Annotated in this window: 15 protein-coding genes; 8 read left to right on the forward strand and 7 right to left on the reverse strand. The window is 58.6% G+C overall.

Going from position 1 to position 20,551, the window contains the following annotated elements:
* Window positions 1–70 precede the first annotated feature (70 nt).
* Window positions 71–949, forward strand: a complete 879-nt coding sequence (locus ACR3EH_RS18425) for a LysR family transcriptional regulator (RefSeq protein WP_171187734.1) — start codon at window positions 71–73, stop codon at window positions 947–949.
* Window positions 950–1,061: 112 nt separating this feature from the next.
* Here the strand turns inward: ACR3EH_RS18425 and ACR3EH_RS18430 are convergent, their stop codons facing one another.
* From ACR3EH_RS18430 to ACR3EH_RS18440, 3 genes are all read right to left on the reverse strand, one after another.
* On the reverse strand, window positions 1,062–3,479 hold the full coding sequence (locus ACR3EH_RS18430; RefSeq protein ID WP_171187732.1) for a GcvT family protein: 2,418 nt from the start codon (window positions 3,477–3,479) through the stop codon (window positions 1,062–1,064).
* 28 nt (window positions 3,480–3,507) lie between these two features.
* The gene (locus tag ACR3EH_RS18435; RefSeq protein ID WP_171676301.1) at window positions 3,508–4,758 is read right to left on the reverse strand and encodes an aminotransferase class V-fold PLP-dependent enzyme; all 1,251 of its coding nucleotides are present in this window, start codon (window positions 4,756–4,758) and stop codon (window positions 3,508–3,510) included.
* A gap of 165 nt (window positions 4,759–4,923) precedes the next feature.
* On the reverse strand, window positions 4,924–5,835 hold the full coding sequence (locus ACR3EH_RS18440; protein WP_171187728.1) for a LysR substrate-binding domain-containing protein: 912 nt from the start codon (window positions 5,833–5,835) through the stop codon (window positions 4,924–4,926).
* 223 nt (window positions 5,836–6,058) lie between these two features.
* Here ACR3EH_RS18440 and ACR3EH_RS18445 point away from each other — a divergent pair, with 223 nt between their 5' ends.
* From ACR3EH_RS18445 to ACR3EH_RS18475, 7 genes are read left to right on the forward strand one after another with little or no spacing between them, the layout of a single operon-like run.
* Window positions 6,059–7,411, forward strand: a complete 1,353-nt coding sequence (locus ACR3EH_RS18445; RefSeq protein WP_371732120.1) for an MmgE/PrpD family protein — start codon at window positions 6,059–6,061, stop codon at window positions 7,409–7,411.
* A 15-nt stretch (window positions 7,412–7,426) separates the two neighbouring features.
* On the forward strand, window positions 7,427–8,668 hold the full coding sequence (locus ACR3EH_RS18450; protein ID WP_171187724.1) for an FAD-dependent oxidoreductase: 1,242 nt from the start codon (window positions 7,427–7,429) through the stop codon (window positions 8,666–8,668).
* A gap of 1 nt (window position 8,669) precedes the next feature.
* Entirely contained in the window at window positions 8,670–8,930 is a 261-nt protein-coding gene (locus tag ACR3EH_RS18455; protein WP_171187722.1) for a sarcosine oxidase subunit delta, read from the forward strand.
* The gene (locus tag ACR3EH_RS18460; protein ID WP_171187720.1) at window positions 8,927–11,749 is read left to right on the forward strand and encodes a 2Fe-2S iron-sulfur cluster-binding protein; all 2,823 of its coding nucleotides are present in this window, start codon (window positions 8,927–8,929) and stop codon (window positions 11,747–11,749) included. Before ACR3EH_RS18455 ends, ACR3EH_RS18460 begins: the two co-directional genes overlap by 4 nt.
* A 2-nt stretch (window positions 11,750–11,751) precedes the next feature.
* Window positions 11,752–12,303 carry a hypothetical protein gene (locus ACR3EH_RS18465; RefSeq protein WP_171187718.1) on the forward strand — a complete coding sequence of 184 codons (552 nt, stop codon included), beginning with the start codon at window positions 11,752–11,754 and terminating at the stop codon, window positions 12,301–12,303.
* On the forward strand, window positions 12,300–13,265 hold the full coding sequence (locus ACR3EH_RS18470; RefSeq protein WP_171187716.1) for a D-2-hydroxyacid dehydrogenase: 966 nt from the start codon (window positions 12,300–12,302) through the stop codon (window positions 13,263–13,265). Before ACR3EH_RS18465 ends, ACR3EH_RS18470 begins: the two co-directional genes overlap by 4 nt.
* A gap of 1 nt (window position 13,266) precedes the next feature.
* Complete coding sequence (locus ACR3EH_RS18475) at window positions 13,267–14,814, forward strand: trimethylamine methyltransferase family protein (protein WP_171187714.1); 1,548 nt, start codon at window positions 13,267–13,269, stop codon at window positions 14,812–14,814.
* Window positions 14,815–14,846: 32 nt separating this feature from the next.
* On the opposite strand, the gene ACR3EH_RS18480 is transcribed toward ACR3EH_RS18475, so the two are convergent.
* Genes ACR3EH_RS18480 through ACR3EH_RS18495 form a run of 4 tightly spaced genes read right to left on the reverse strand, consistent with a single transcriptional unit; the run spans window position 14,847 to window position 20,393 of the window.
* Window positions 14,847–15,587: a maleate cis-trans isomerase family protein gene (locus tag ACR3EH_RS18480; protein ID WP_171187712.1), complete on the reverse strand. Its 741-nt coding sequence runs from the start codon at window positions 15,585–15,587 to the stop codon at window positions 14,847–14,849.
* Window positions 15,584–16,651 (reverse strand): pyridoxal phosphate-dependent aminotransferase, encoded by a 1,068-nt coding sequence (locus tag ACR3EH_RS18485; protein WP_171676299.1) that lies wholly within the window; start codon window positions 16,649–16,651, stop codon window positions 15,584–15,586. The genes ACR3EH_RS18480 and ACR3EH_RS18485 overlap by 4 nt, the downstream gene beginning before the upstream one ends.
* Window positions 16,648–18,300, reverse strand: coding sequence for a hydantoinase B/oxoprolinase family protein (locus ACR3EH_RS18490; protein ID WP_171187708.1), 1,653 nt, complete (start codon window positions 18,298–18,300; stop codon window positions 16,648–16,650). Before ACR3EH_RS18490 ends, ACR3EH_RS18485 begins: the two co-directional genes overlap by 4 nt.
* Entirely contained in the window at window positions 18,297–20,393 is a 2,097-nt protein-coding gene (locus ACR3EH_RS18495; RefSeq protein ID WP_171187706.1) for a hydantoinase/oxoprolinase family protein, read from the reverse strand. The genes ACR3EH_RS18490 and ACR3EH_RS18495 overlap by 4 nt, the downstream gene beginning before the upstream one ends.
* Window positions 20,394–20,551: the final 158 nt, after the last annotated feature.

Consider the following 20,551-nt stretch of genomic DNA (forward strand, 5'->3'; position numbering starts at 1 on the left):
AGCCCAAACAGCAGTTTACAAATGGTCTTTCCTCAGCGACTAGTAAGTTTCACTCATCATTAGGACGGTTATGCTCCCCTCTCTTTCCGCACTACGCGCTTTCGATGCAGCCGCGAAAACCGGCAGTTTTCGCGCCGCCGCCGAGCATCTTGTGGTGACGCCAACGGCCATCAGCCACCACATCCGTGGACTGGAAGATCAACTGGGCACCCTATTGTTTGAACGCGTGGGGCGCGAGGTCAGACTAACGGAGGATGGAACACGGCTGGCCGAAACGACTGGACGGGCGTTTGGGATGCTGGAAGACACGGTTGGAGCCTTGCGCAGAACATCACGCAAGGTTGTGCGATTGGCCGCCGGACCCATCTTAACGGCCCGGTGGCTGATGCCACGCATCAGCGACCTTTGGCAGAGTTTCCCCGAGGTCGAGCTTGAGGTCGTGCCTTCGTATCGTCCGCGGATGGCGGACCAAACCCACGCAGATATTGTTCTGAGCTGGCATCGATTGGCGGACATGCCGCGCGGCTCACTCAAACTGCTGGAACTTCGACCTGTCGCCATAGCAAGCGCGCAGTACATCGACCAATATGGGCCCATCGATGCGCCTGAAGATCTATTGAACAAACCCATCCTGCACCAACGCAATCATTGGGGCTGGTTGGACTGGTTTGCCGCGATGAACGTGCAGCCGGGGTCCCCCCTGATGGGCGTTGTGTTTGAAGATGCAAACATTCTGTTACGCGGGGCTGCCGAAGGACAAGGCGCAGTGGTGGGCTGGCTGCCACTGATTGATCAAGATCTCAGGGAGGGGCGGATTTTGCGCCTGTTCGACGAAGATATCAAACCCACACACGGCTATTTTGTCGAGGCACAGGACGGAAGCCGGGACAAGCGTGAAGTCCGGGACGTTATTGAGTGGCTGAGGTCCCAGAGCTGCGAACCTGGCTAAAAACATTGGCCATTGAACGCAAAAGCACGCCGCTGAAGGCAGCGCGCTTAATTTGTCTCGTCGGACACAGATCGGTTTTGACCTGGCGCGTCCTTCTAAGCCTATGTAAAGCTTAGCTTCGCAGTCTGCTGCCCATGGGGTCAAACGGCGCCTCTGACAGAACACGCCCTTTGTGCGCCTTGCCAATCACCTGAATCACCACCTCATCTCCGGGTTGCGCCACTTCGGGGTTGCGGAAGCCAATGGCCAGTGATTTCCCGACCGAATAGCCATACGCCCCGGATGTGACCCGGCCAACAGGCGTGCCGTCGGGTGTAAAAATCGGCTCACTGCCGGTGGCATCTGCGTCCTCGGTCACGTCCAGTTCGAAGACCGTCAGAACTTCTCGTGGGGCGTTGTCCTTTACGGAAAGGTAGGCGTCCTTGTGAAGGAAATCCTTGTCGAGCTTGATCAGACCGGTCAGCCCAACCTCTTGCGGCCAGTATTCCTGGCTGTATTCCCGACCCCAGGATCCATAGCCCTTTTCGATGCGCAACGACCCCAGCGCACGCCCGCCAACGGGACCGCCACCGCAGTCTTTGGCGGCCTCAAGCAATGCGGTGTAAAGCGCGACCTGATCAGCCTCGGCGCAGTGCAGCTCCCAACCCAGATCACCTGAAAAACTGACGCGGATGGCCACACAGTCCACACCTGCAACGGTGATTTTCTGGGATCGCATGAAACGGAACGCTTCATTGGACAGATCGGCATTGGTCAGACGTGCCAATGCCTCACGCGATTTCGGACCTGCGACGTTGAACCCGGCAATGCGGTCTGTCGCGACCTCCAGCGTGGTGCCCTCGGGCATCTCGACCATCTGGAAAAAGCGTTGATGATAGCGCTCGGCCATACCCGATCCGATCATCATGTATTCGTCTTCGGCCAGCTTGGTAATGGTAAAGTCCCCTGCCACGCCACCGCGAACCGAGATCAGAGGCGTCAGGCAACTGCGCCCGACTTCGGTTGGCACACGGTTGGCCACTAGACGGTCCAGCCAGTCGTAAGCACCCGGTCCTTTGATCACGTAATTTGCAAAGTTCGAGATGTCGATGACGCCCACGCTGTCGCGCAGCATCTGCACCTCGCGACCAACCGGATCGAACCAATTTTGGCGGGTAAAACCGGTTGTCTCTTGGGCGCCGGGTTCATCCGCGAACCACAGCGGGTGTTCCCAACCGCAGTTCAGACCAAAGACACAGCCCATCTGTTTTTGCATCTCAAAGGCCGGGCGCACACGGGCCGGACGGCCAGCGCTGCGTTCTTCATTGGGGAAGTGGATCTTGAAACGGTGCGTATAGGCGTCTTCCACCCGCGCTTTGGTGAATTTCTTGTCGGCCCAGTCGCCAAACCGTGCCAGATCCCAAGCGAACATGTCATATTGCGGCTCGCCCTCGATCATCCACTGCGCTGCCAGCAAGCCCAACCCACCTGATTGCGAAAAGCCCGGGATCAGACCGCCACAGAGGAAATAATTCTTCAATTCTGGCACAGGCCCCCACAGCATGTTGGCATCGGGCGACCAGATCATCGGCCCGTTGATCACCCGCTTGACCCCGGCTGTTGCTGCAACCGGTACGCGTTCGGTCGCGCGGATCACGTTTTCCATGATCCGGTCCAAATCGTCAGGGAACAGATCGTGGGCAAAATCCAACGGTGTGCCCTCTTCGGCCCAGAACTTCATATCCTTTTCATAGGCACCAATAAGAAGCCCGTTGCCTTCCTGCCGGAAGTAATACTCGCCATCCCGGTCGGCGATCGAAGGTAAGCGACGGCCCAGATTGGCGACTTCATCGATGGTTTCGGTCACGAAATACTGATGTTCGGTCGGTTGCAGCGGCAGCGTCAGCCCTGCCAGAGCCGCCACTTCGCGACCCCAAAGACCAGATGCATTGACCACCCATTGTGTGTGGATATCGCCTTTTGGTGTCCGAACAATCCAGCTGCCGTCCTGTTGCTGCTCGGTCCCTGTTACGGGGCAGAACCGCTCGATTGTTGCGCCCATGGCACGTGCCCCGGCAGCATAAGCATGGGGCACGCCCGAAGGGTCCACATTGCCGCCATCGGGTTCGTACATGATGCAACGGATGTCATCGAACTGAGCCAGCGGGTGAAGCTCTTTTGCTTCTTCGCGGCTGACCTCGTGAAAATTCAGGCCGTAAAAACGCGCTTTGGCCTCTTGCAGGCGCAATTGCTGCTCGCGTTCTTCGGTTTGTGCCAAGTACAGCGAGCCCGGCTGGAACACGCCGCAGCTTTGGCCGGTTTCCTTCTCCAGCTCTTTATACAGGTTCATCGTATAGTGCTGGATTCGCGTGATGTTGTTGTTGTCGTGCAGCCCGTGAATATTGGCCGCCGCGTGCCAGGTCGAGCCACTGGTCAGTTCATCACGCTCCAGCAGGATCGAGTCCGTCCAGCCGAGTTTGGCAAGGTGATACAAAATCGACGTACCGGCGAGACCGCCACCGATGACAACAGCTTGTGCGTGGGTTTTCATGAATCTGTTTCCCTAGATATGACGCGGCTCAGGCGGCGATTTCTTTCATAGCGGCAAGGAATTGAGCGACCTCGCCAATTGAGTTGTAGTGACACATCGAAACCCGCACGCACGAGTCGTAGCCCAACGGGGTGAGAATATTCCCTGAATAGTGATCTGCTTTGCGCAGATGGGTACGAATGCCCTGATCGTTCAGTCGTTTCACCACATCGACAGAGGCTACACCCTCAACACGCAGCGAGACCAAGCCTTCGCGCGCCGGGTTGTCGACCCCACCCAGAATGGTGACTTTCTCCATCTCGGCCAGGCCGCTCAGGTTGCCAGTGCCGTGGATCATCGCATCGGTCAGCGCTTTTTCCTGCGCGTGGATGGCATCACCCGCCGCCAGGAACTTGCCACGCCGGTCTCGGGCATCGCTGACTTGGCTTCCCAACCACTCGAAATAAGACACAACATCGGACATGGTGGCATAAGCCCCGGTGTCGCGTGTCCCCATTTCCCAATTTTCCGCAGGGCCATCCAAAAGAGCGTTGTGGTCCAACGCGGTCAATCGGTCGGATATCCAGGCAACACCATATCCATGACGCGAAAACACTTTGTAGGGTGAGATCACGTATCCATCGATGTCATAGGCAGTCAGGTCGATCCGACCATGCGCCGCGTGCTGGATGCCATCGACGATAATGAAACAGTCGGGTGCTACGGCGCGGATTACTTTTGATACGGCGGCCACATCCACGCCCATCCCTGTCACCGGCGACGTGTGCAGGATCGTTGCCACTTTTGTCTCCGGGGTGACGGCTGCTGCATAGGCATCGGCCGTCACAAGCCCCGTCTCGTTATCATGCGGTATCAACACATGTTCCTGCCCGGCAATGCGTGCCCAACGATCGCACGCCGAACGCGTGGCGGGGTGTTCCAGCGTCGATCCCAGTACGACACCTGAACCTGTGCCCAGACAGGCGTTCATGATCAACCGAAACAGTAATTCAGTGCCGCTTTCCCCAACAAAGAACTGCCCGCCGGGCGCATTCATGAAATCTCGCATATCGGCTTTTGCGGCATTGATGGTATCAACAAGCGCATGTGACCCCGGGTTGTCGCGCCCCTGATTGTCCGGGATCGCCGCGTAACGCACAGAACTGTCCAGAACCGAATTCAGGGTCAGCGCGCCGCCTGCATTTTCGAAAAAAATGCGCTCACCCTGTTCGGGGCAATGGTCGATCTGGGCAAACTGGTTGCGGATCTGCTCTAGCAGGCTTTCTGATATCTGGCTCATGACACGCGATGCTTTGTGTTGATGGTGCACGGTATGTCGCGGACCCTATGACGGTTCCACCTGCAGGACATGCAAAAAAAACGGATGCAATGCAGTCGAATTTTCTGCACCAAAGGCAAACACCGATTGGCTGGCTGGGGTGCAGTCGGGGTATCGAACGCACAGCTAGGAATGGACAGATTGACCAATCTGACCCTCCGTTTCAGCCGCGACTTTCAACAACCAGTTTTGAAACAGTCGAACCGCTGGCGTGGCATTCGCCTCGCGCAGATTGGCATAATACGCCCATGGGCTGTCGAGGTTCAGGGCAAATGGCTCGATCAGAAGCCCCCGTTCGACATAAGGCCGGGCCAGCGATTTCGGCAAAGCCACACATCCCAGGGATTTTGCCGCCAATTCCAGCGCCAGGTTCGAACTGTTGCTTCTTGGGCCTTCTTTCTGGTCCAGATCCTTTAGCCCAAATTTTGCCGCCACTTTTTCCCAATACGCCGAGCGACCCAGAATATGGATCAGTTGCGCATCGTGCAATTGCTGTGGGTCAGTCAAAGGTTGATCACCGACGGTATAGCCCGGCGCACAGACCACCGTCAGCTTTTCCGCCCACAAACGCGTCAGACTTTCAGATGCATCATCCCTATGGTTAACCGTGATCGAAATGTCCGAAACGTTGGGGTCCACATCCGTCCAGATGGTCCCGTGGACAGTCACGGAAATACCCGGGTGATTTTCGGAAAATCCCCGAATGACGTCGGGCAGCCAGTTTGCGGCGAGGCTAACAGGACAGGAGACGACCACAGTTCGGGTATGCGGTCGAAGTACAAGTGACTGAGTGGCTACGTCAATTTCCTGCAACGCATGGCGCACTGAAGGTAGATACGCTTTGCCCACATCGGTGAGTGACAGAGACCGTGGGTGGCGCACAAATAGCGGTCGTTTGAGAAACTCCTCAAGCGACCGGACGTGATTGCTGACGGCAGATTGCGTGCAATTCAACTCTTCCGCGGCACTTGTAAAGCTCAGATGGCGGGCAGCAGCCTCGAAGGAGCGCAGAAAAGACAGGTGCGGCAGGTTCATCATGTGCAGTGATCCGGTGCGGTATATATGTCGAGTATGGCGTGACCGGCCCGGCCTCTTGTTCTTTTGCGACATAAACACTGTTACGCAAGCGACATGGCCACCAGCGGACCCACAAAAATTCCGGTGCCATAGCCCAAAGATTGTTTTCGTGCCGCCGGACACAATTAAGCCTACCATGCGAGCTGAGACCGGTATCCAGACTTCAAACGCAAGCAGGCAGCCCGTGGCAGACAGATTTCACAAAATAGCATGTTTTACTCTTGAAACGACTGCCGGAGATATCCCGGAGTCGACGCTGAGCGCCGCAGCCAGAATGACGCTGGACACGCTGGGCATCACAATCGGCTCAGGCCCCATGACAGCAGGGGTGATCGCGCGCGAAAGCGCACTTGCCTTGTACGGCGCCGGTGACGAAACATTCAGCGCACGTATGATGTTTGATGGGCGTCGGGTCAGCGCCGCTGGGGCGGCTTATGCCGCTGCTACACAAACTGACAACCTGGACGGGCATGACGGCTACAACCCGACCAAAGGCCATATCGGGGTGGCGGTCGTTCCCGCGCTTGCAGCAGTCGCGGAAACGATAGGGGATATTTCTGGCCCCGAGGCACTGAGCGCCGTGACCATCGGCTACGAAGTTGCAGGGCGCGCCGGTATTTCACTGCACAACACTGTCAGCGATTACCATACTTCAGGCGCTTGGAACGCGTTGGGGGTGGTGGCTGTCGCTGCGCGATTGCGCGGAATGAACCAAGACCAGATGCGGCAGGCCATGGGTATCGCCGAGTATCACGGACCCCGCAGCCAGATGATGCGCGAAATCGCCAATCCCACAATGCTGCATGACGGCTCGGGCTGGGGTGCGTTGGTCGGGCTCTCGTCGACCCTACTGGCCGAAAAAGGATTTACTGGCGCCCCCGCCATCACCGTCGAAGCCGACGAGGTCGCGCCATATTGGCAGGATCTGGGCCAGTTCTGGCAGATGGAGCATCAATACGTGAAGCCTTATCCGATCTGCCGCTGGGCGCACGCTGCAATCGACGCCACACGCGCCCTGATGCGGGATCATGACATTACGCACAAGGACATCGCATCAATCCGCGTCAACACGTTCCGCGAAAGTGCTTGTTTGTTTCAGGGAATGCCGGACGACACGTCAAAGGCGCAATACTCCCTGCCGTTTGCGGTCGCCACCATGGCCGCGTATGGGCGGATAGGGGTCGAACATATAACAGGGTCCGGATTGTCAGACCCTCTTGTTGCGTCGATTGTAGACCGCGTTTCCGTTTTTGAAACCGAACGCCATTCGGCGCGTTTCCCGAAAAGCCGCATTGCTGATGTTTCCATAACCTTGAAAGACGGCCGCATTCTGGACTCTGGCGACGTTCACGCCCGGGGTGGGCCCGAGGCGCCGATGAATGACGCGGAAGTGGACGAAAAATTCATGGAGTTTGCGGCCCCCTCGCTGGGAGACACCCGCGCCGCTGCCATCCGCGATGCCGTATGGGGGCTGTGCCAGCCGGGTTCCAGGTTCTCGGACCTTTCAGCGCTGCTCTATGACGCGCCAAAAGCGTAGGTGGGGCTTACTGGAATGCCATTTACGCTCCTGAAATACGGGTTGTCTTCGACCTATCCCGTGACCGGTGACATCCCGGCGACGCCCGATCTAAAGCCCAACTATGACGTGGTGATCGTGGGCGGCGGGGGCCACGGTTTGGCCTGCGCACACTACCTGTCCAAGTATCACGGCATCTCAAACGTCGCCGTTCTAGAAAAAGGCTATCTGGCCGGTGGCAATACCGCCCGGAACACCACAACAATCCGCTCGAACTATATCACCAAAGAGGGCATCGCATTCTACAAGGAAGGCGTTCAGCTTTATGAGGAGATGAGCGAAGAGCTAGACTTCAACGTGATGTTCAGCCAGCGCGGTCAGCTGACTTTGGCCCATACCGAGGCCACCTTGCGCAGTTTCCACCTGCGCGCCGAGATGGGCAAGCACGCGGGCACCAATATTGAAGTGGTGGATGCGCAAACCGTAAAAGAACTCAGCCCGCATCTGAACATGGACCAAGGCGGCCCGCTTGAGATCATGGGCGGGCTATGGCACGCCGATGGCGGCACAGCTCGGCATGACGCGGTGGCATGGGGCTATGCGGCGCAGGCCAGCCGTCGGGGCGTAGAAATCCACCAGCGCACCGAGGTCGAAGGCTTTGACATCAACGGCGGCAAGATCACCACGGTCCGCACCAACCGGGGCAACATCTCTGCCGGTCAGGTGATGATTGCCGTGGGCGGTATGAATTACGATATGGCCCTGAAGGCAGGCGTTGAGCTGCCGATCCGCTGCTTTCCCTTGCAGGCCATGGTGACACAGCCGCTGAAACCCTGGCTGCACACGCTGGTCAGCTCGGTCAGCCTGCACACCTATCTGGTGCAATCTTCTCGCGGAGAGATCGTGATCGGCGGCGGCTCGGACCCGTATCAGCTGTATTCCACTCGCTCGACGCTGGATATGAAAGAGCATCTGGCCGAAGGCGCAGTGCATCTGTTCCCCTTCCTGCAAGGTGTGCGTCTGCTGCGGCAATGGGCCGGGATCACCGATATGACGCCCGATTATTCGCCCATCATGGGGGCCAGCCCGCTGTCGAACCTGTGGCTGGATTGCGGCTGGGGCACGTGGGGGTTCAAGGCGACGCCCGTAGCCGGGAAGTACATGGCCCAGACCATCGCCAACCAAAAGGTCGCGCCGATCCTCGAACCCTTCACCATGGAACGCTTCGCAACGTTCGCTCTGCTCAATGAAATGGGCGCAACCGCCGCGAGCCACTGACATGAAGATCCTGACCTGCCCGATGAACGGCCCCCGCAATATCAACGAATTCCAGTGCTTTGGCCCCGTGAAAGCCGACCCCGATCCTGCCACAACCTCGGATCAGGATTGGGCGCGGCATTTGTTCCGTGCTGACAATACGACCGGAGTGATCACCGAGTGGTGGCGACACGTGCCGTCGAACTATTTCTTTCTGGCCGAGCGCAACGCGACGACCAACGAGGTGATGCGTACCTTCGACGCATCGGAGATCGCTCAATGACCCGCCTGCCCGAACCCTATGGCACGCGCATTCGGCGCGACACCCCGGTGCGGTTTACCTTTGAAGGTCAAAACTTTAGCGGGTTTGACGGCGACGTAATCGCCTCGGCGCTGGCCGTGAACGGCCAGTGGATGCTGTCGCGCAGTTTCAAGTACCACCGCCCGCGCGGGTTGATGTCTATGGCGGGATCAGAGGCGGACACGCTGGTGCAGTTGCCCTCGGACCCCAACGTGCAGGCGGACCGCCACCCGATCACCGAAGGGCTGACGGTCACGGCACAAAACGTCAATGGCTCACTTGCGCGGGACCGGGATGCGTTTCTCGACAAGCTGGGCCGTTTCATGCCCGTGGGCTTCTATTACCGCACCTTCATGGGCCCCACGCGTAATAGTTGGTTAAAGCTCTGGGAGCCATTGATCCGCAAGAAGGCGGGTCTGGGTGTGCTCGACACAAACGCCGAACATAAGGACTTCGAAAAAGCAAACCTGTTCTGCGACCTGCTGGTCGTGGGTGGCGGTCTGGCGGGACTGACTGCAGCGATTGAAGCCGCTGAGGCAGGCGCCGATGTGATCCTGGCCGAGATGGAGCCGGATCTGGGTGGTGCGTTAACTTACCGCCGCGACGGCGCGGACCGGCTGGCACACCTGACAGAGCGCGCAGATAAATTGGCCAACCTCCGGATCATGACCTCAACGATTGTGAATGGCTGGTACGAGGATAACTGGTTGCCGTTGATCCGAGGCAACAAACTGTTCAAAACCCGCGCGCGAGAGGTCATTCTGGCAACCGGCTGCATCGAACAGCCCGCTGTGTTCCGCAACAACGACTTGCCAGGGATCATGCTGGGTTCGGCCGCGCAACGTCTGATACGCCACTATGCGGTCAAACCCGGTCAGCGTGCGGTGGTTCTGGCCGCCAATCCCGAAGGCTATCGCGTCGCGCAGGACTTGCGGGACGCGGGGGTCGAACTGGCCGCAATTGTTGACCCGCGCGATGGCGGCTCGGGCGAAGCACTACAGGGCGTCCAGACCATTGCAGGCGATATCACTGAGGCGCACGGTAAAACCCATGTCACCGGCATCACAGTCGCCGGTCAGCGGATCGACTGCGATCTGGTGGTGGTCTCCGTCGGGTCAGCGCCCAGTTGGCAGTTGCCTTGTCAGGCTGGCGCAAAACTCAGCTACGATGACGCGACCGCCCGGTTCTCTCTGACTTTGCCCAGTGGCCCACTTGGAACCGCAGGCAGCATCAACGGACCGGTCGCTGCGGATGTGGTGATCAATGATGCCCGCATCGCGAGCCATGCGGCGCTGGCTCGGCTGGGTCTGCCGCATGAAAAGATAGCCCAGATCGCCGACCCTGAAGCTGAATTGGCCAATTTCGAGCCCAACATCACCCCGCACCCCAAAGGCAAGGATTTCATCGACCGCGACGAGGATATTCAAGTCAAAGACCTGCAAAATGCGGCGAAAGAGGGCTATCGCGAGCTGGAGCTGATCAAGCGGTTTACCACTGTGGGCATGGGACCATCGCAGGGTCGCCACTCCGCTCTGGCAACGGCGCGGGTTGTGGCCGACGCCACCGGGCGCAGTATTGCCGAGACCGGCGTGACCACGGCGCGGCCCCCTTTTGCGCCGGAAACGCTGGGGGTATTGTCCGGGCATCACCATCCCGCGCAGCGGCGCAGCGCGTTGCATCAGGAGCACCTTCGCCTTAACGCTGATGTGCGACCGGTCGGCGCGTGGTGGCGGCCCTATTTCTACGGGCCTAAAGCCGATGCCAACCGGCTGATCGAAGAAGAAGTCAAAGCGGTACGCGAAGGTGTCGGCGTGCTGGATGTCTCGACCCTTGGCGGGTTGGAAGTGCGCGGCCCGGATGCGGGCGAATTCCTCAACCGTATCTATACGATGGCGTATAAAAAACAGCCCGTCGGAAGATGCCGGTATTGTCTGATGACCAATGAAATGGGCACCGTGATAGATGATGGCGTCGCCTATCGTCTGGCTGAAGACATGTATTATGTCACAGCCACCACCGGTGCTGTGGCCCGCGTCTATGCGGATATGCTGTTCTGGAACGCGCAATGGCGGCTGGATGTGGATGTGCTGAATGTCACTTCTGCTTTCTCCGGGTTCAACATCACCGGGCCAAAGGCGCGTCAGGTGGTCGAAGCACTGGACAGCGACATCGACTTCTCGCGCGACGGGTTTGCCTATCTTGACGGGCGCTCGGGTTCGGTGTCGAGCATACCAGTACGTGCCATGCGGATCGGCTTTACCGGCGAGCTGAGCTATGAGCTTCACTGCCCTTCAAGCTACGCCAAAACCCTATGGGATGCGATTTTGGCGGCGGGCGAACCCGTTGGTCTACGCCCTTACGGCCTTGAGGCAAGCCGGATCTTACGCCTAGAAAAAGGGCATATTCTGATTGGGCAGGATACAGACGCGCTGACCTCGCCGGACGAGCTGGGCTTTGACTGGGCCGTGTCCAAGACCAAACCGTTCTTCGTCGGCAAACGCTCCATCGAGATGCGCCGGAACAAGGGGCTGTCCCGCAAGCTGGTGGGCCTTAGCTTTGAAGGGGGCGATGTTCCGCACGAAAGCTGTCTGGTTCTGCGTGACGAAGTGCCGGTGGGGCATGTAACCTCGGTTCTGTGGTCCCCTACCCTGCGTAAACATATCGCGTTGGCCTATGTGGACGGGCGCGACGCTGAAATCGGCTCTCCTGTCACGGTGAAGTGTCGCAATGGCAATCGGGTTCAGGTGCCGGTCGAAGGTCATGCCTTCTTTGACCCGGACAACACGCGGCAGGAGGTATAAGGATGCAGATCTATCCGTTGCAACCGGGCGGGGCCGCCGAGGGTGTGACCCTTGCGTCAGGACCGGTCACGCTGTCTGACATGACCGCTCTGCCACGCTTTGGCCTGAAGGGCCGCGGTAGCGCCGACTGGCTTGCCGCACAAGGGCGTAAACTGCCCGAGATCAATCGATTGAGCGATGGTGTTCTACGCCTTGGCGGCAATGATCTTGTTGTCATCGAAGGGGCCGACGACCTGCGCGCCGCATGGCAGGCAGCAGACGCGCCCAAAGGTTATAATGCATGGCGCGAAGAAACATGGGCCTGGATGCATTTGTCCGGCCCGCGGCTTGATGATCTGATGGCCAAGATTTGCCCAGTGAACCTGCGTGCAAACGCATTCACCGAAGGCCATATCTTCCAAACCCGCGTCGGTTACACAGAAGCGGTTGTGTGGCGCGCGCATCATAAGGGGTTGGACGGATTCTGCGTTCTTTTCGACATCTCCGCCACTGCCTTTTTCGCCCAAGCCATTGAAACCGCCGCTCAGGAGTTCAAGAAAGAGGCTGCACTGTGAATTCCCCTGTCACCATCCTTCACACAGACAACCCCGCTGCGTCCAAGGCCCTACTGGCCCAGCGGCACCCGGATTTGGAAATCCACACCTGTGACAGTTACGAGGCTTTGCCGCAGATGATCGCGGATACCAAAGCTGAGGTGGTCTATTCCGTCCGCTTTGCAGGCACACCCGGCTTTCCCCGCCAGGTACTGATTGATGCGCCCAGCGTCAAATGGGTTTCGGTCGGCGGCTCGGGCACCGACCATATGAATCCTTGGGACCCTGAAACCCTTACCGTGACCAACGCCGCCGGGGTGGCCGCTGACATGATGGCGCAATATGCGCTGGGGGCAATGTTCCACTTTACGTTGGACCTGCCTGGGTTTCGCGCGGCTCAAACCCGTCGCGAATGGGTGTCGGGCACGGTTGAACCAATTGACGGCAAAACGGTACTAATCCTCGGCCTCGGCCAAACCGGTATGGCTGTCGCCGCACGGTACAAGGCGATGGGTTTGACCACGGTCGGTGTACGGGCCCGTCCAAAACAGACCCCAAACGTAGATGAAGTGTATGGCATGGACGATCTGCACGACCTTTGGGCGCGTGCGGATTTCATCGTCGTCTGTGTCCCGCTGCTGGACAGTACCAAAGGTCTGGTCAATGCCCGCGCATTTGCCGGCATGAAGCCCGGCGCCGTGATCATCGACGTCTCGCGCGGCGGTGTGATAGATGAAGCCCCTCTGGTTTACGCGCTGGAAACCGGCGCGTTGAAAGGCGCGGCGCTTGATGTCTTTACCATCGAACCACTGCCTTCAGACCATGTGCTTTGGGGCTTCGAAAATGTGATCATCACCCCACATTGCTCATCGGTTTATGAGGGGTGGGACCTGAAATCGGTCGAGATGTTTTCTGACAACCTCTGGCGCTATCGCAAGGGTGAAGCGCTGACCAATATCGTTAACCCCGAACGAGGATACTGACATGGCAAGAGAAAGACGCAGCACCCGGGGTGGCGGGCGACGTGGCAAAAGCGATCGCGGTAGCGCGGCCATCCGGCAGTTGCCCTGGCAGGATGTGATCAACACGTCACCCAAGATGGAATTGCTGAGCGAAGAGCAACTGGATCAGCTTCACGCCACGTCGATGCGTATCCTGTCTGAAGCAGGTATTCGTGTCATGGGCGACAACGTGATGGACCTGTTTGAACAGGCCGGAGCCCTGGTGGACCGCGACACCAAGACGATCCGTATCGACGAAAGCATCGTCAATGAGGCTCTGAAAACCGTTCCGAAGACCTTTACGCTGACAGGCCGCAACTCGGACAAACGGATTACGTTGGGTGGCGACCACGTCAATTTCGGTCTCGTGGCCGGTCCGCCGAATGTGCATGATTGCATCAACGGGCGACGTTCGGGCAATTATGAAGACTATTGCAACTTCATCAAGCTGGCGCATCATTTCAACGCCATCCACCTGATCGGCAATCAGGTGACCGCGCCGCAGGAAATGCCAGCCAACAACCGACATCTGGATACCTACAACGCAAACCTCAGTTATAGCGACCTCAGTTTTCACGCCACAGCGATTGGCCGAGGGCGGGCGATGGATGGCATCAATATGATGGCCATCGCGCGGGGTATCTCGTTGGATCAAATGCGAGCAGATCCGGGGCTGATTACCATCATTTCCGTGAACTCGCCCCGCCTGTTTGATGACGCGATGGGCGACGGATTGATTGCCATGGCCGAACATGGCCAGCCGGTCACGATCACGCCCTTCACCCTGATGGGCGCTATGACCCCTGTCACCCTTCCCGCCGCTTTGGCCCAGCAAAATGCCGAGGCGCTGTTCGGCGTGACCCTGACCCAATTGGTCAATCCCGGCACGCCGGTGATGTACGGGGCGTTCACGTCGAACGTGGACATGCGCTCGGGGGCGCCCGCCTTTGGAACGCCAGAAAACACCAAGGCCAATATGATCAGCGGTCAGCTGACCCGCCGTTATGGCATTCCCTACCGAACTTCGAACGCCAACGCCTCGAACGTGGTCGATTTGCAGGCAGCCTATGAGACGATGATGGCAACTTGGGGCGCTGTGCTGGGTGGGGCCAATCTGGTCTATCACGCAGCCGGTTGGCTCGAAGGTGGGCTGACGGCGTCTTATGAGAAGCTCGTCATGGATGTGGAAATCCTGCAAAACATGATGGAGTATCTGAAGCCTCTGAAATTCGACGAAAGCGAACTGGCGCTGGACGCGATCAAAGACGTGCCCACTGGTGGCCATTTCTTTGGCACTGAACACACGATGGAGCGCTATGAAACTGCGTTTTATGCCCCCATGCTGTCCGACTGGCAAAACCATGGCGCATGGGAAGCCGCGGGGTCCAAGACAGCGCTGAACCGGGCTACCGAAATCTGGCAGCAGGCGCTGCGCGAATACGAAGAACCGGTAATGGACCCAGCGATCCGCGAGGAGTTGGACGCTTATATTGCCAAGCGCAAAGAAGAAATCGGTTCCGACGAGCCCTAAAGAAAAGGCCGGGTTATCAGCCCGGCCTTTGTTTACAACAGATCGAACAAGCGCCCCGGCACGTTTCCTTGTCGGGGCAAGCCCAAAGCCCGCATCAGCGCAAACATCATGGCCTGATTGGACGTCACCACGGGTTTGCCCAGCGTGGCTTCGATCCGGTCTACGGCCTCGACCGCGCGCATGTCGGTACAGCTGAGCACGATGGCTTCGGCTTCTGGATGGTCGGCCTGACAGGCCAGATCGAACACCTCATCCGGGGTTAGTTCACCCTGCCCGTAATTCCCAAGTTCACGACCAATATCTGCGCATTTGACTGTTGTGATCTGGTTCTGTGCCAGAAAATCAACCGCCTGCGTGTTGATCTCGCCCAGATAGGGTGACGAGAACCCCACTTTGGTCACGCCCAAAGCCTTGATCGCATAGATCAATGATCCGGCGGCGGTAAAAGATAGTGCACCGGACCCTGCCTTGATGTCCTGTGCCAATTGCTCATCAAATGACGGGCCGTGTGTCAGGGTGGCGGACGTGCAGCCATAGAGCACCGCATCAGGCCGCACGCCTGCTATCATCTTCAGATCATGGCTGATGTCCGAGGCGCCGAGTCCAGCCATCTGGTCCGAACCTGGGATCTCATCCACATCATATCCACCCATGCGCTGAAAATGCACCGTCGTGTCCGGGCAACGCATCAGCATCATGTCTGCCTCAAGGTTGGTGTTGGTGAACGGCACCAGCACACCGATCTTGGCCCGTGTTCGGGTTTCGTGGGTCATGACGTCACCTCTTTCAAAACGGTCAGGCACCGATCCATTACGGGTTCTTCACAGATGGTGGCGCGCAGACAACCGCCCAGACCATAGCCCCCCATGCCGCGCATCAGTAAACCTTGGGCACGCAGGGCAGCATCTGCCTTTTGCGCCATCTCCACATCCGCAAAACGGATCAACACGAAATTCGTATGGCTGGGCGCGACCGTCAGCCCCAGAGCGCGGCACCCATTGGCGAACTGATCCCGAATAGCAGCGGTTTTGGAAACCGTATCCAGCATATGGTCCTGATCCCGCATCGCTGCGGTCGCCATGGCCTGCGAAGGGATCGAGACATTGTTCGGGTTCAACAGCTTCCGCACCTCACCGGCAATAGCGTCGGGGAACAGACCCCAACCCACGCGCGCGCCCGCCAATCCGTAGGCCTTGGAAAAGGTTCGCATGACCACAGTGTCGCCGCGATCTACCAGCGCGAAGACTTCGTCCGGGTTTTGATCCTGATCGGCGAACTCGGCATAGGCCTGGTCGAACACCAACAACACGTCCGCCGGTAACGCGTTACGCAGGCGGACAATTTCGGCATTCGGGATCAATGTCCCGGTGGGGTTGCCCGGGTTACAGACAAAAGCAATCCGCGTTTGAGGTGTGATAGCGGCCAATATGTCATCAACCGAAACGGTCAAATCCACCTCACGCGCTTTCACGTAGTCGGCCTGCACTTGCGCCGTTGCAGAAGCCACGTAAGCATAGCCATAATCCGTTCCCAGCACCCGGTCGCCCGGCCCGGCGAATGCCCGGATCAGGCATCCGATCAACTCCATAGAGCCCGCACCGCACAGGATATTCCCGGCCGCGACACCATGGGTTTCGGCAATTGCAGCGCGAAGCTCTGGCCAATCGGGATCGGGGTAAAGTGGCATTTGATCCAACGCCGCCTGCCCTGCCGCAACCGCCGCTGGACTGGCTGGAAAGGCGCTTTCGTTTTGGGCCAGAGACACGGTTTCGGGCCCACCCAAATCCGCCAGCGCGTAAGCTGCCATCAGGCGGACATGCTCGACTGCGCGGATCATGACGTCCCTCCATATGCTTTCGCGCCTGCTTCGGTCACGAGACCACGTTTGAGGTCCAGCGCCAGAGCCTTTGGATCCCGTTCTGAAGGATCGCCAAAGCCTCCACCGCCCGGCGTGTCGAAGATCAGGTAATCATCGCCTTCCACTCGCAGTTCTCCTTTGCCGGGAATGTCACCGTTGCCATCGCGGAACCGGATGCGCCCCGGGGCACCGGGCTGGCCGCCCATTCGGCCCAAGGCTGGGAACTTCAGACGCTCGACCGAAAGGAAAACGATGAAAGGCGCGTTGTTGGACGAGGTCATTTCGATCCTTTGTCCCAACCCTCCGCGATATTTACCTGCGCCGCCTGAATCCGGCAGCAGTTCGCGCCGCCACATCACGACTGGTGCGACGCTTTCAGTGATCTCGACCTGCGATCCAAACACGCCCGAGGGGTAGGCGGTTGCAGACAATCCGTCTGCGTGGGGTCGCGCGCCGGTGCCACCATTGTGGACCGGTTCGATCGCAAATTCCCGCCCGCCATTGGCTGCAACTTCGGGCGCGTGGCGCATCGGCAGGTCGAACATACAAGAAGCTCCTTCAGCCGGGACCTGATCCGGCAAGGCTTGATGCAAGCACCCCAGGACCAAATCAGGTGTCACCTGTCCCAACGTATGGCGCATCGCAACCGGCACCGGGCGTTGCGCATTCAGGATGCAGCCCTTGGGGCCATCCACCGTGAACGGCTCCAGCGAGCCTGCATTGTTCGGAATGTCCGGGCCAACGATGCAGCGCAAGGCAAACACCGTATAGGCCGTTGCATAGTTCAACGGGACGTTGATACCTTTTTTCGAACAACCCGATGTGCCGGTAAAATCCACATGCATCCCGTCCTTGGTGACAGTCAGCGTGGCGTGCAACTCCAGCTCATTCTCATATCCGTCCATGCGCAGCACGTTCTTGTAAACGCCTTCTGGCACCTCGGCGATGGCCTCTAGCGCGCCCTTGCGCGAGGTTTCGATGATATAGCTGCCCAACGTGTCCAGATCGTCGATCCCGAACTCTTCCATCATCGCCACCAGACGGTTCACACCGGCTTCGCAACAAGCGATCAGAGCGTAGATGTCGCCTTCGTTGGCAATCGGCTCGCGCGAGTTGGCGCGGATAATGTCCATCAAAAGCGCGTTGGGCGTACCTTCTTCGACCAGTTTACAAGGCGGGATCAAAAGGCCTTCGTCGTAGATGTCTGACCCCTCTGGCCCCATCCCCAGACCACCCAGATCGACCAGATGCGAGGTGCACGATGTAAACCCAACAACTTTGCCATCCTTGAACGCGGGCATCATCAGCAGAAAGTCGTTCAGGTGCCCCGAGGCCAGCCACGGATCATTGGTCATGTAGATGTCGCCGGGTTTCATGTCCTGCAGCGCAAATCGCTCTCGCAAGTGCAGAACAGCTTCGGCCATTGTGTTGATATGGCCGGGCGTGCCGGTCACGGCCTGGGCCAGCATCCGACCATTGACGTCAAAGATACCGGCGGAAATATCGCCACATTCGCGTACAATGGGCGAGAACGCGGCACGGATCAGGGTTTGGCCCTGCTCTTCTACTACGGCCAGCAGGCGGTTCCACATCACTTGCAAACGGGCGGGGGAAAGTTCAGCAGTCATTTTGCGCCTCCTTTCTGGTCCTGGACCAGGACAAGGTTGCCAATGGCATCCATGTGCGCCGAGAAATCGGCAGATACGAGCGTGGTGGTTTGCGGTTCATGGATCAGCGCCGGGCCGCGTACATGGTCACCGGGTTTCAGGTCGGCACGGGCCACAAAGGCCGCGTTTTTCGCAGCACCATCCACATCGCAGGTGATGGGTCGCGTTTCAGTGACGTCAAACGCCGAGAGGTCCGGTGTTTGAGGCACCGGCGGCACAGAACTGTCCGGCGTTGCGACCCGAACCGCCCAATTGAGAATCTCAATCTCCATCCCCGGCACGGGGCGCGAGAATTGCTTTTTGTATTCCTCTTCAAAGGCGGCGGTCAGCGGCGCAATATCGTCGCGCGTCAGGGCACGATCCGGTAGCTGGATCTCGATCTCGTGGCCCTGCCCGTTATATCGCATAAAGGCAGTGCGCTGGCTTTCGGTCGGTGCATCGCCTGCCCCTTTGGCAACAACCTCTTTTGCTTCGGCAATCATTGTATCGAAAAGGGCGTTCACCCCATCCATATCCATACTGTCGAGCAAGGAATAGCGTGAGCGGACGATTTCGAACGACACCGGCGCAAACAGGAAGCCAACCGCCGAACCGACACCCGGATTGGGTGGGATCACGATACGCGACACCCCGGCTGAGCGTGCAACGCGGCTTGCATGCAACGGCCCGTTGCCGCCAAAGGCTATCATCGTGCGCGGCCCCAGATCCTTACCGCTTTCAACGGCATGCATACGCCCGGCGCTGGCCATGCTTTCATCCACGATCCGGCTGACGCCGTCCGCCGATCCGACCGCATCCAAGTCCAGTTTCTCGCCAATCACGCGCTTCAACGCGGCCTTTGAGCCTTCGGGGTCCAGTTGAATATGCCCCTCGGCAAACGTGTCTGGCACGATATAGCCAAGCGTGATGTCGCTGTCGGTCACGGTTGGATCCGTGCCGCCGCGCATGAAGGCCACCGGCCCGGGTTCTGACCCCGCGGATTTGGGGCCAACGGTCAGACGGCCCAGACGGTCAACACCTGCTATCGAGCCACCACCAGCGCCGATTTCAATCATCTCAATCACCGGGATACGCACCGGCATGCCCGAGCCTTTGATGAACCGTGCCGCACGGGCAATTTCAAAGGATCTGGAAGTCTGAGGACGCGCGTTGTCGATCAGGCAAAGCTTGGCTGTGGTGCCACCGACATCAAATGACAGGACCTGATCCAGCCCAGACCGCGCCGCAATCCGTGCAGCCAGAATGGCCCCACCCGCAGGGCCGGATTCAACCAGACGGATTGGAAACCGTGCAGCAGTTTCCACGGTGCACATCCCACCACCCGCAGTCATCATCAAGATCGGACAAGTTACACCCTCGGCCGCGAACTGCTCGACGAACCGGGACAGATAAGATTCCATCAACGGTTGAATGTAGGCGTTTGCGACGGTGGTGCAGAGCCGGTCAAACTCACGCGCTTCGGGACTGACGTCGGACGAGATCGAAACCGTTAAGTCGGGACGGTGTTCAGCCAGAAGATCGCGCAAGCGTTGTTCGTGGGTGGGGTTGGCGTAAGAGTGCATAAGGCAGATCGCCACCGCCTCGGCACCGCTGGCATCGAGCTCGATCAGCAGGTGCTCAATCTGCGCCTCATCCAAATCGATCAGAACCTCGCCTTCGGCCGACATACGTTCGCGGATGACGAAGGATCGTTCACGCGGCACCAGAAGGTCCGGCTTTTCAAGATTAATGTCGTATTGGGAATAGCGCCGCTCGTACCCGATATCGAGAATGTCTCGGAACCCTTCGGTGCAGATCGTTGCCACAACCGCCCCACGCCGTTCAATCAGCGCGTTGGTCGCAAGCGTCGTACCATGAATAAACCCGGTAACTTCCTTTAGCGACCGACCGGTCTGCGTCATGACACGCTGAGCGCCTTCCATAGCGCCTTCGGCTGGGTTTTTATGCGTGGTCAGGGTTTTCGTCGACGCCAGTATCGTCTCATCCCCCGAGACCAGAACTGTGTCGGTAAAGGTGCCACCAATATCGATGGCAAGGCGTAACGCGGTAGTCATTTGGTATTCCGTTGTCGTCTGAAAGCATGCAGGTAGTTCGCCCCGCAGGGCGGCTACCGGCGCGGTGTCACCAGATCACAACCGGTTGCACGGCGGTCCAGACGATTGGGGATACACAAACGAGTCATACCGTTTTTTGGCCCCTTGACCAAAATCCC

It is taken from the genome of Ruegeria sp. BG7, from assembly GCF_056535685.1.

What these genes read in the sequence shown, in the direction of transcription:
- ACR3EH_RS18425 (WP_171187734.1), top strand. Translation starts at nt 71, where the DNA reads ATGCTCCCCTCTCTTTCCGCACTACGCGCTTTCGATGCAGCCGCGAAA.
- ACR3EH_RS18430 (WP_171187732.1), bottom strand. Translation starts at nt 3,479, where the DNA reads ATGAAAACCCACGCACAAGCTGTTGTCATCGGTGGCGGTCTCGCCGGT.
- ACR3EH_RS18435 (WP_171676301.1), bottom strand. Translation starts at nt 4,758, where the DNA reads ATGAGCCAGATATCAGAAAGCCTGCTAGAGCAGATCCGCAACCAGTTT.
- ACR3EH_RS18440 (WP_171187728.1), bottom strand. Translation starts at nt 5,835, where the DNA reads ATGATGAACCTGCCGCACCTGTCTTTTCTGCGCTCCTTCGAGGCTGCT.
- ACR3EH_RS18450 (WP_171187724.1), top strand. Translation starts at nt 7,427, where the DNA reads ATGCCATTTACGCTCCTGAAATACGGGTTGTCTTCGACCTATCCCGTG.
- ACR3EH_RS18455 (WP_171187722.1), top strand. Translation starts at nt 8,670, where the DNA reads ATGAAGATCCTGACCTGCCCGATGAACGGCCCCCGCAATATCAACGAA.
- ACR3EH_RS18460 (WP_171187720.1), top strand. Translation starts at nt 8,927, where the DNA reads ATGACCCGCCTGCCCGAACCCTATGGCACGCGCATTCGGCGCGACACC.
- ACR3EH_RS18465 (WP_171187718.1), top strand. Translation starts at nt 11,752, where the DNA reads ATGCAGATCTATCCGTTGCAACCGGGCGGGGCCGCCGAGGGTGTGACC.
- ACR3EH_RS18475 (WP_171187714.1), top strand. Translation starts at nt 13,267, where the DNA reads ATGGCAAGAGAAAGACGCAGCACCCGGGGTGGCGGGCGACGTGGCAAA.
- ACR3EH_RS18480 (WP_171187712.1), bottom strand. Translation starts at nt 15,587, where the DNA reads ATGACCCACGAAACCCGAACACGGGCCAAGATCGGTGTGCTGGTGCCG.
- ACR3EH_RS18485 (WP_171676299.1), bottom strand. Translation starts at nt 16,651, where the DNA reads ATGATCCGCGCAGTCGAGCATGTCCGCCTGATGGCAGCTTACGCGCTG.
- ACR3EH_RS18490 (WP_171187708.1), bottom strand. Translation starts at nt 18,300, where the DNA reads ATGACTGCTGAACTTTCCCCCGCCCGTTTGCAAGTGATGTGGAACCGC.
- ACR3EH_RS18495 (WP_171187706.1), bottom strand. Translation starts at nt 20,393, where the DNA reads ATGACTACCGCGTTACGCCTTGCCATCGATATTGGTGGCACCTTTACC.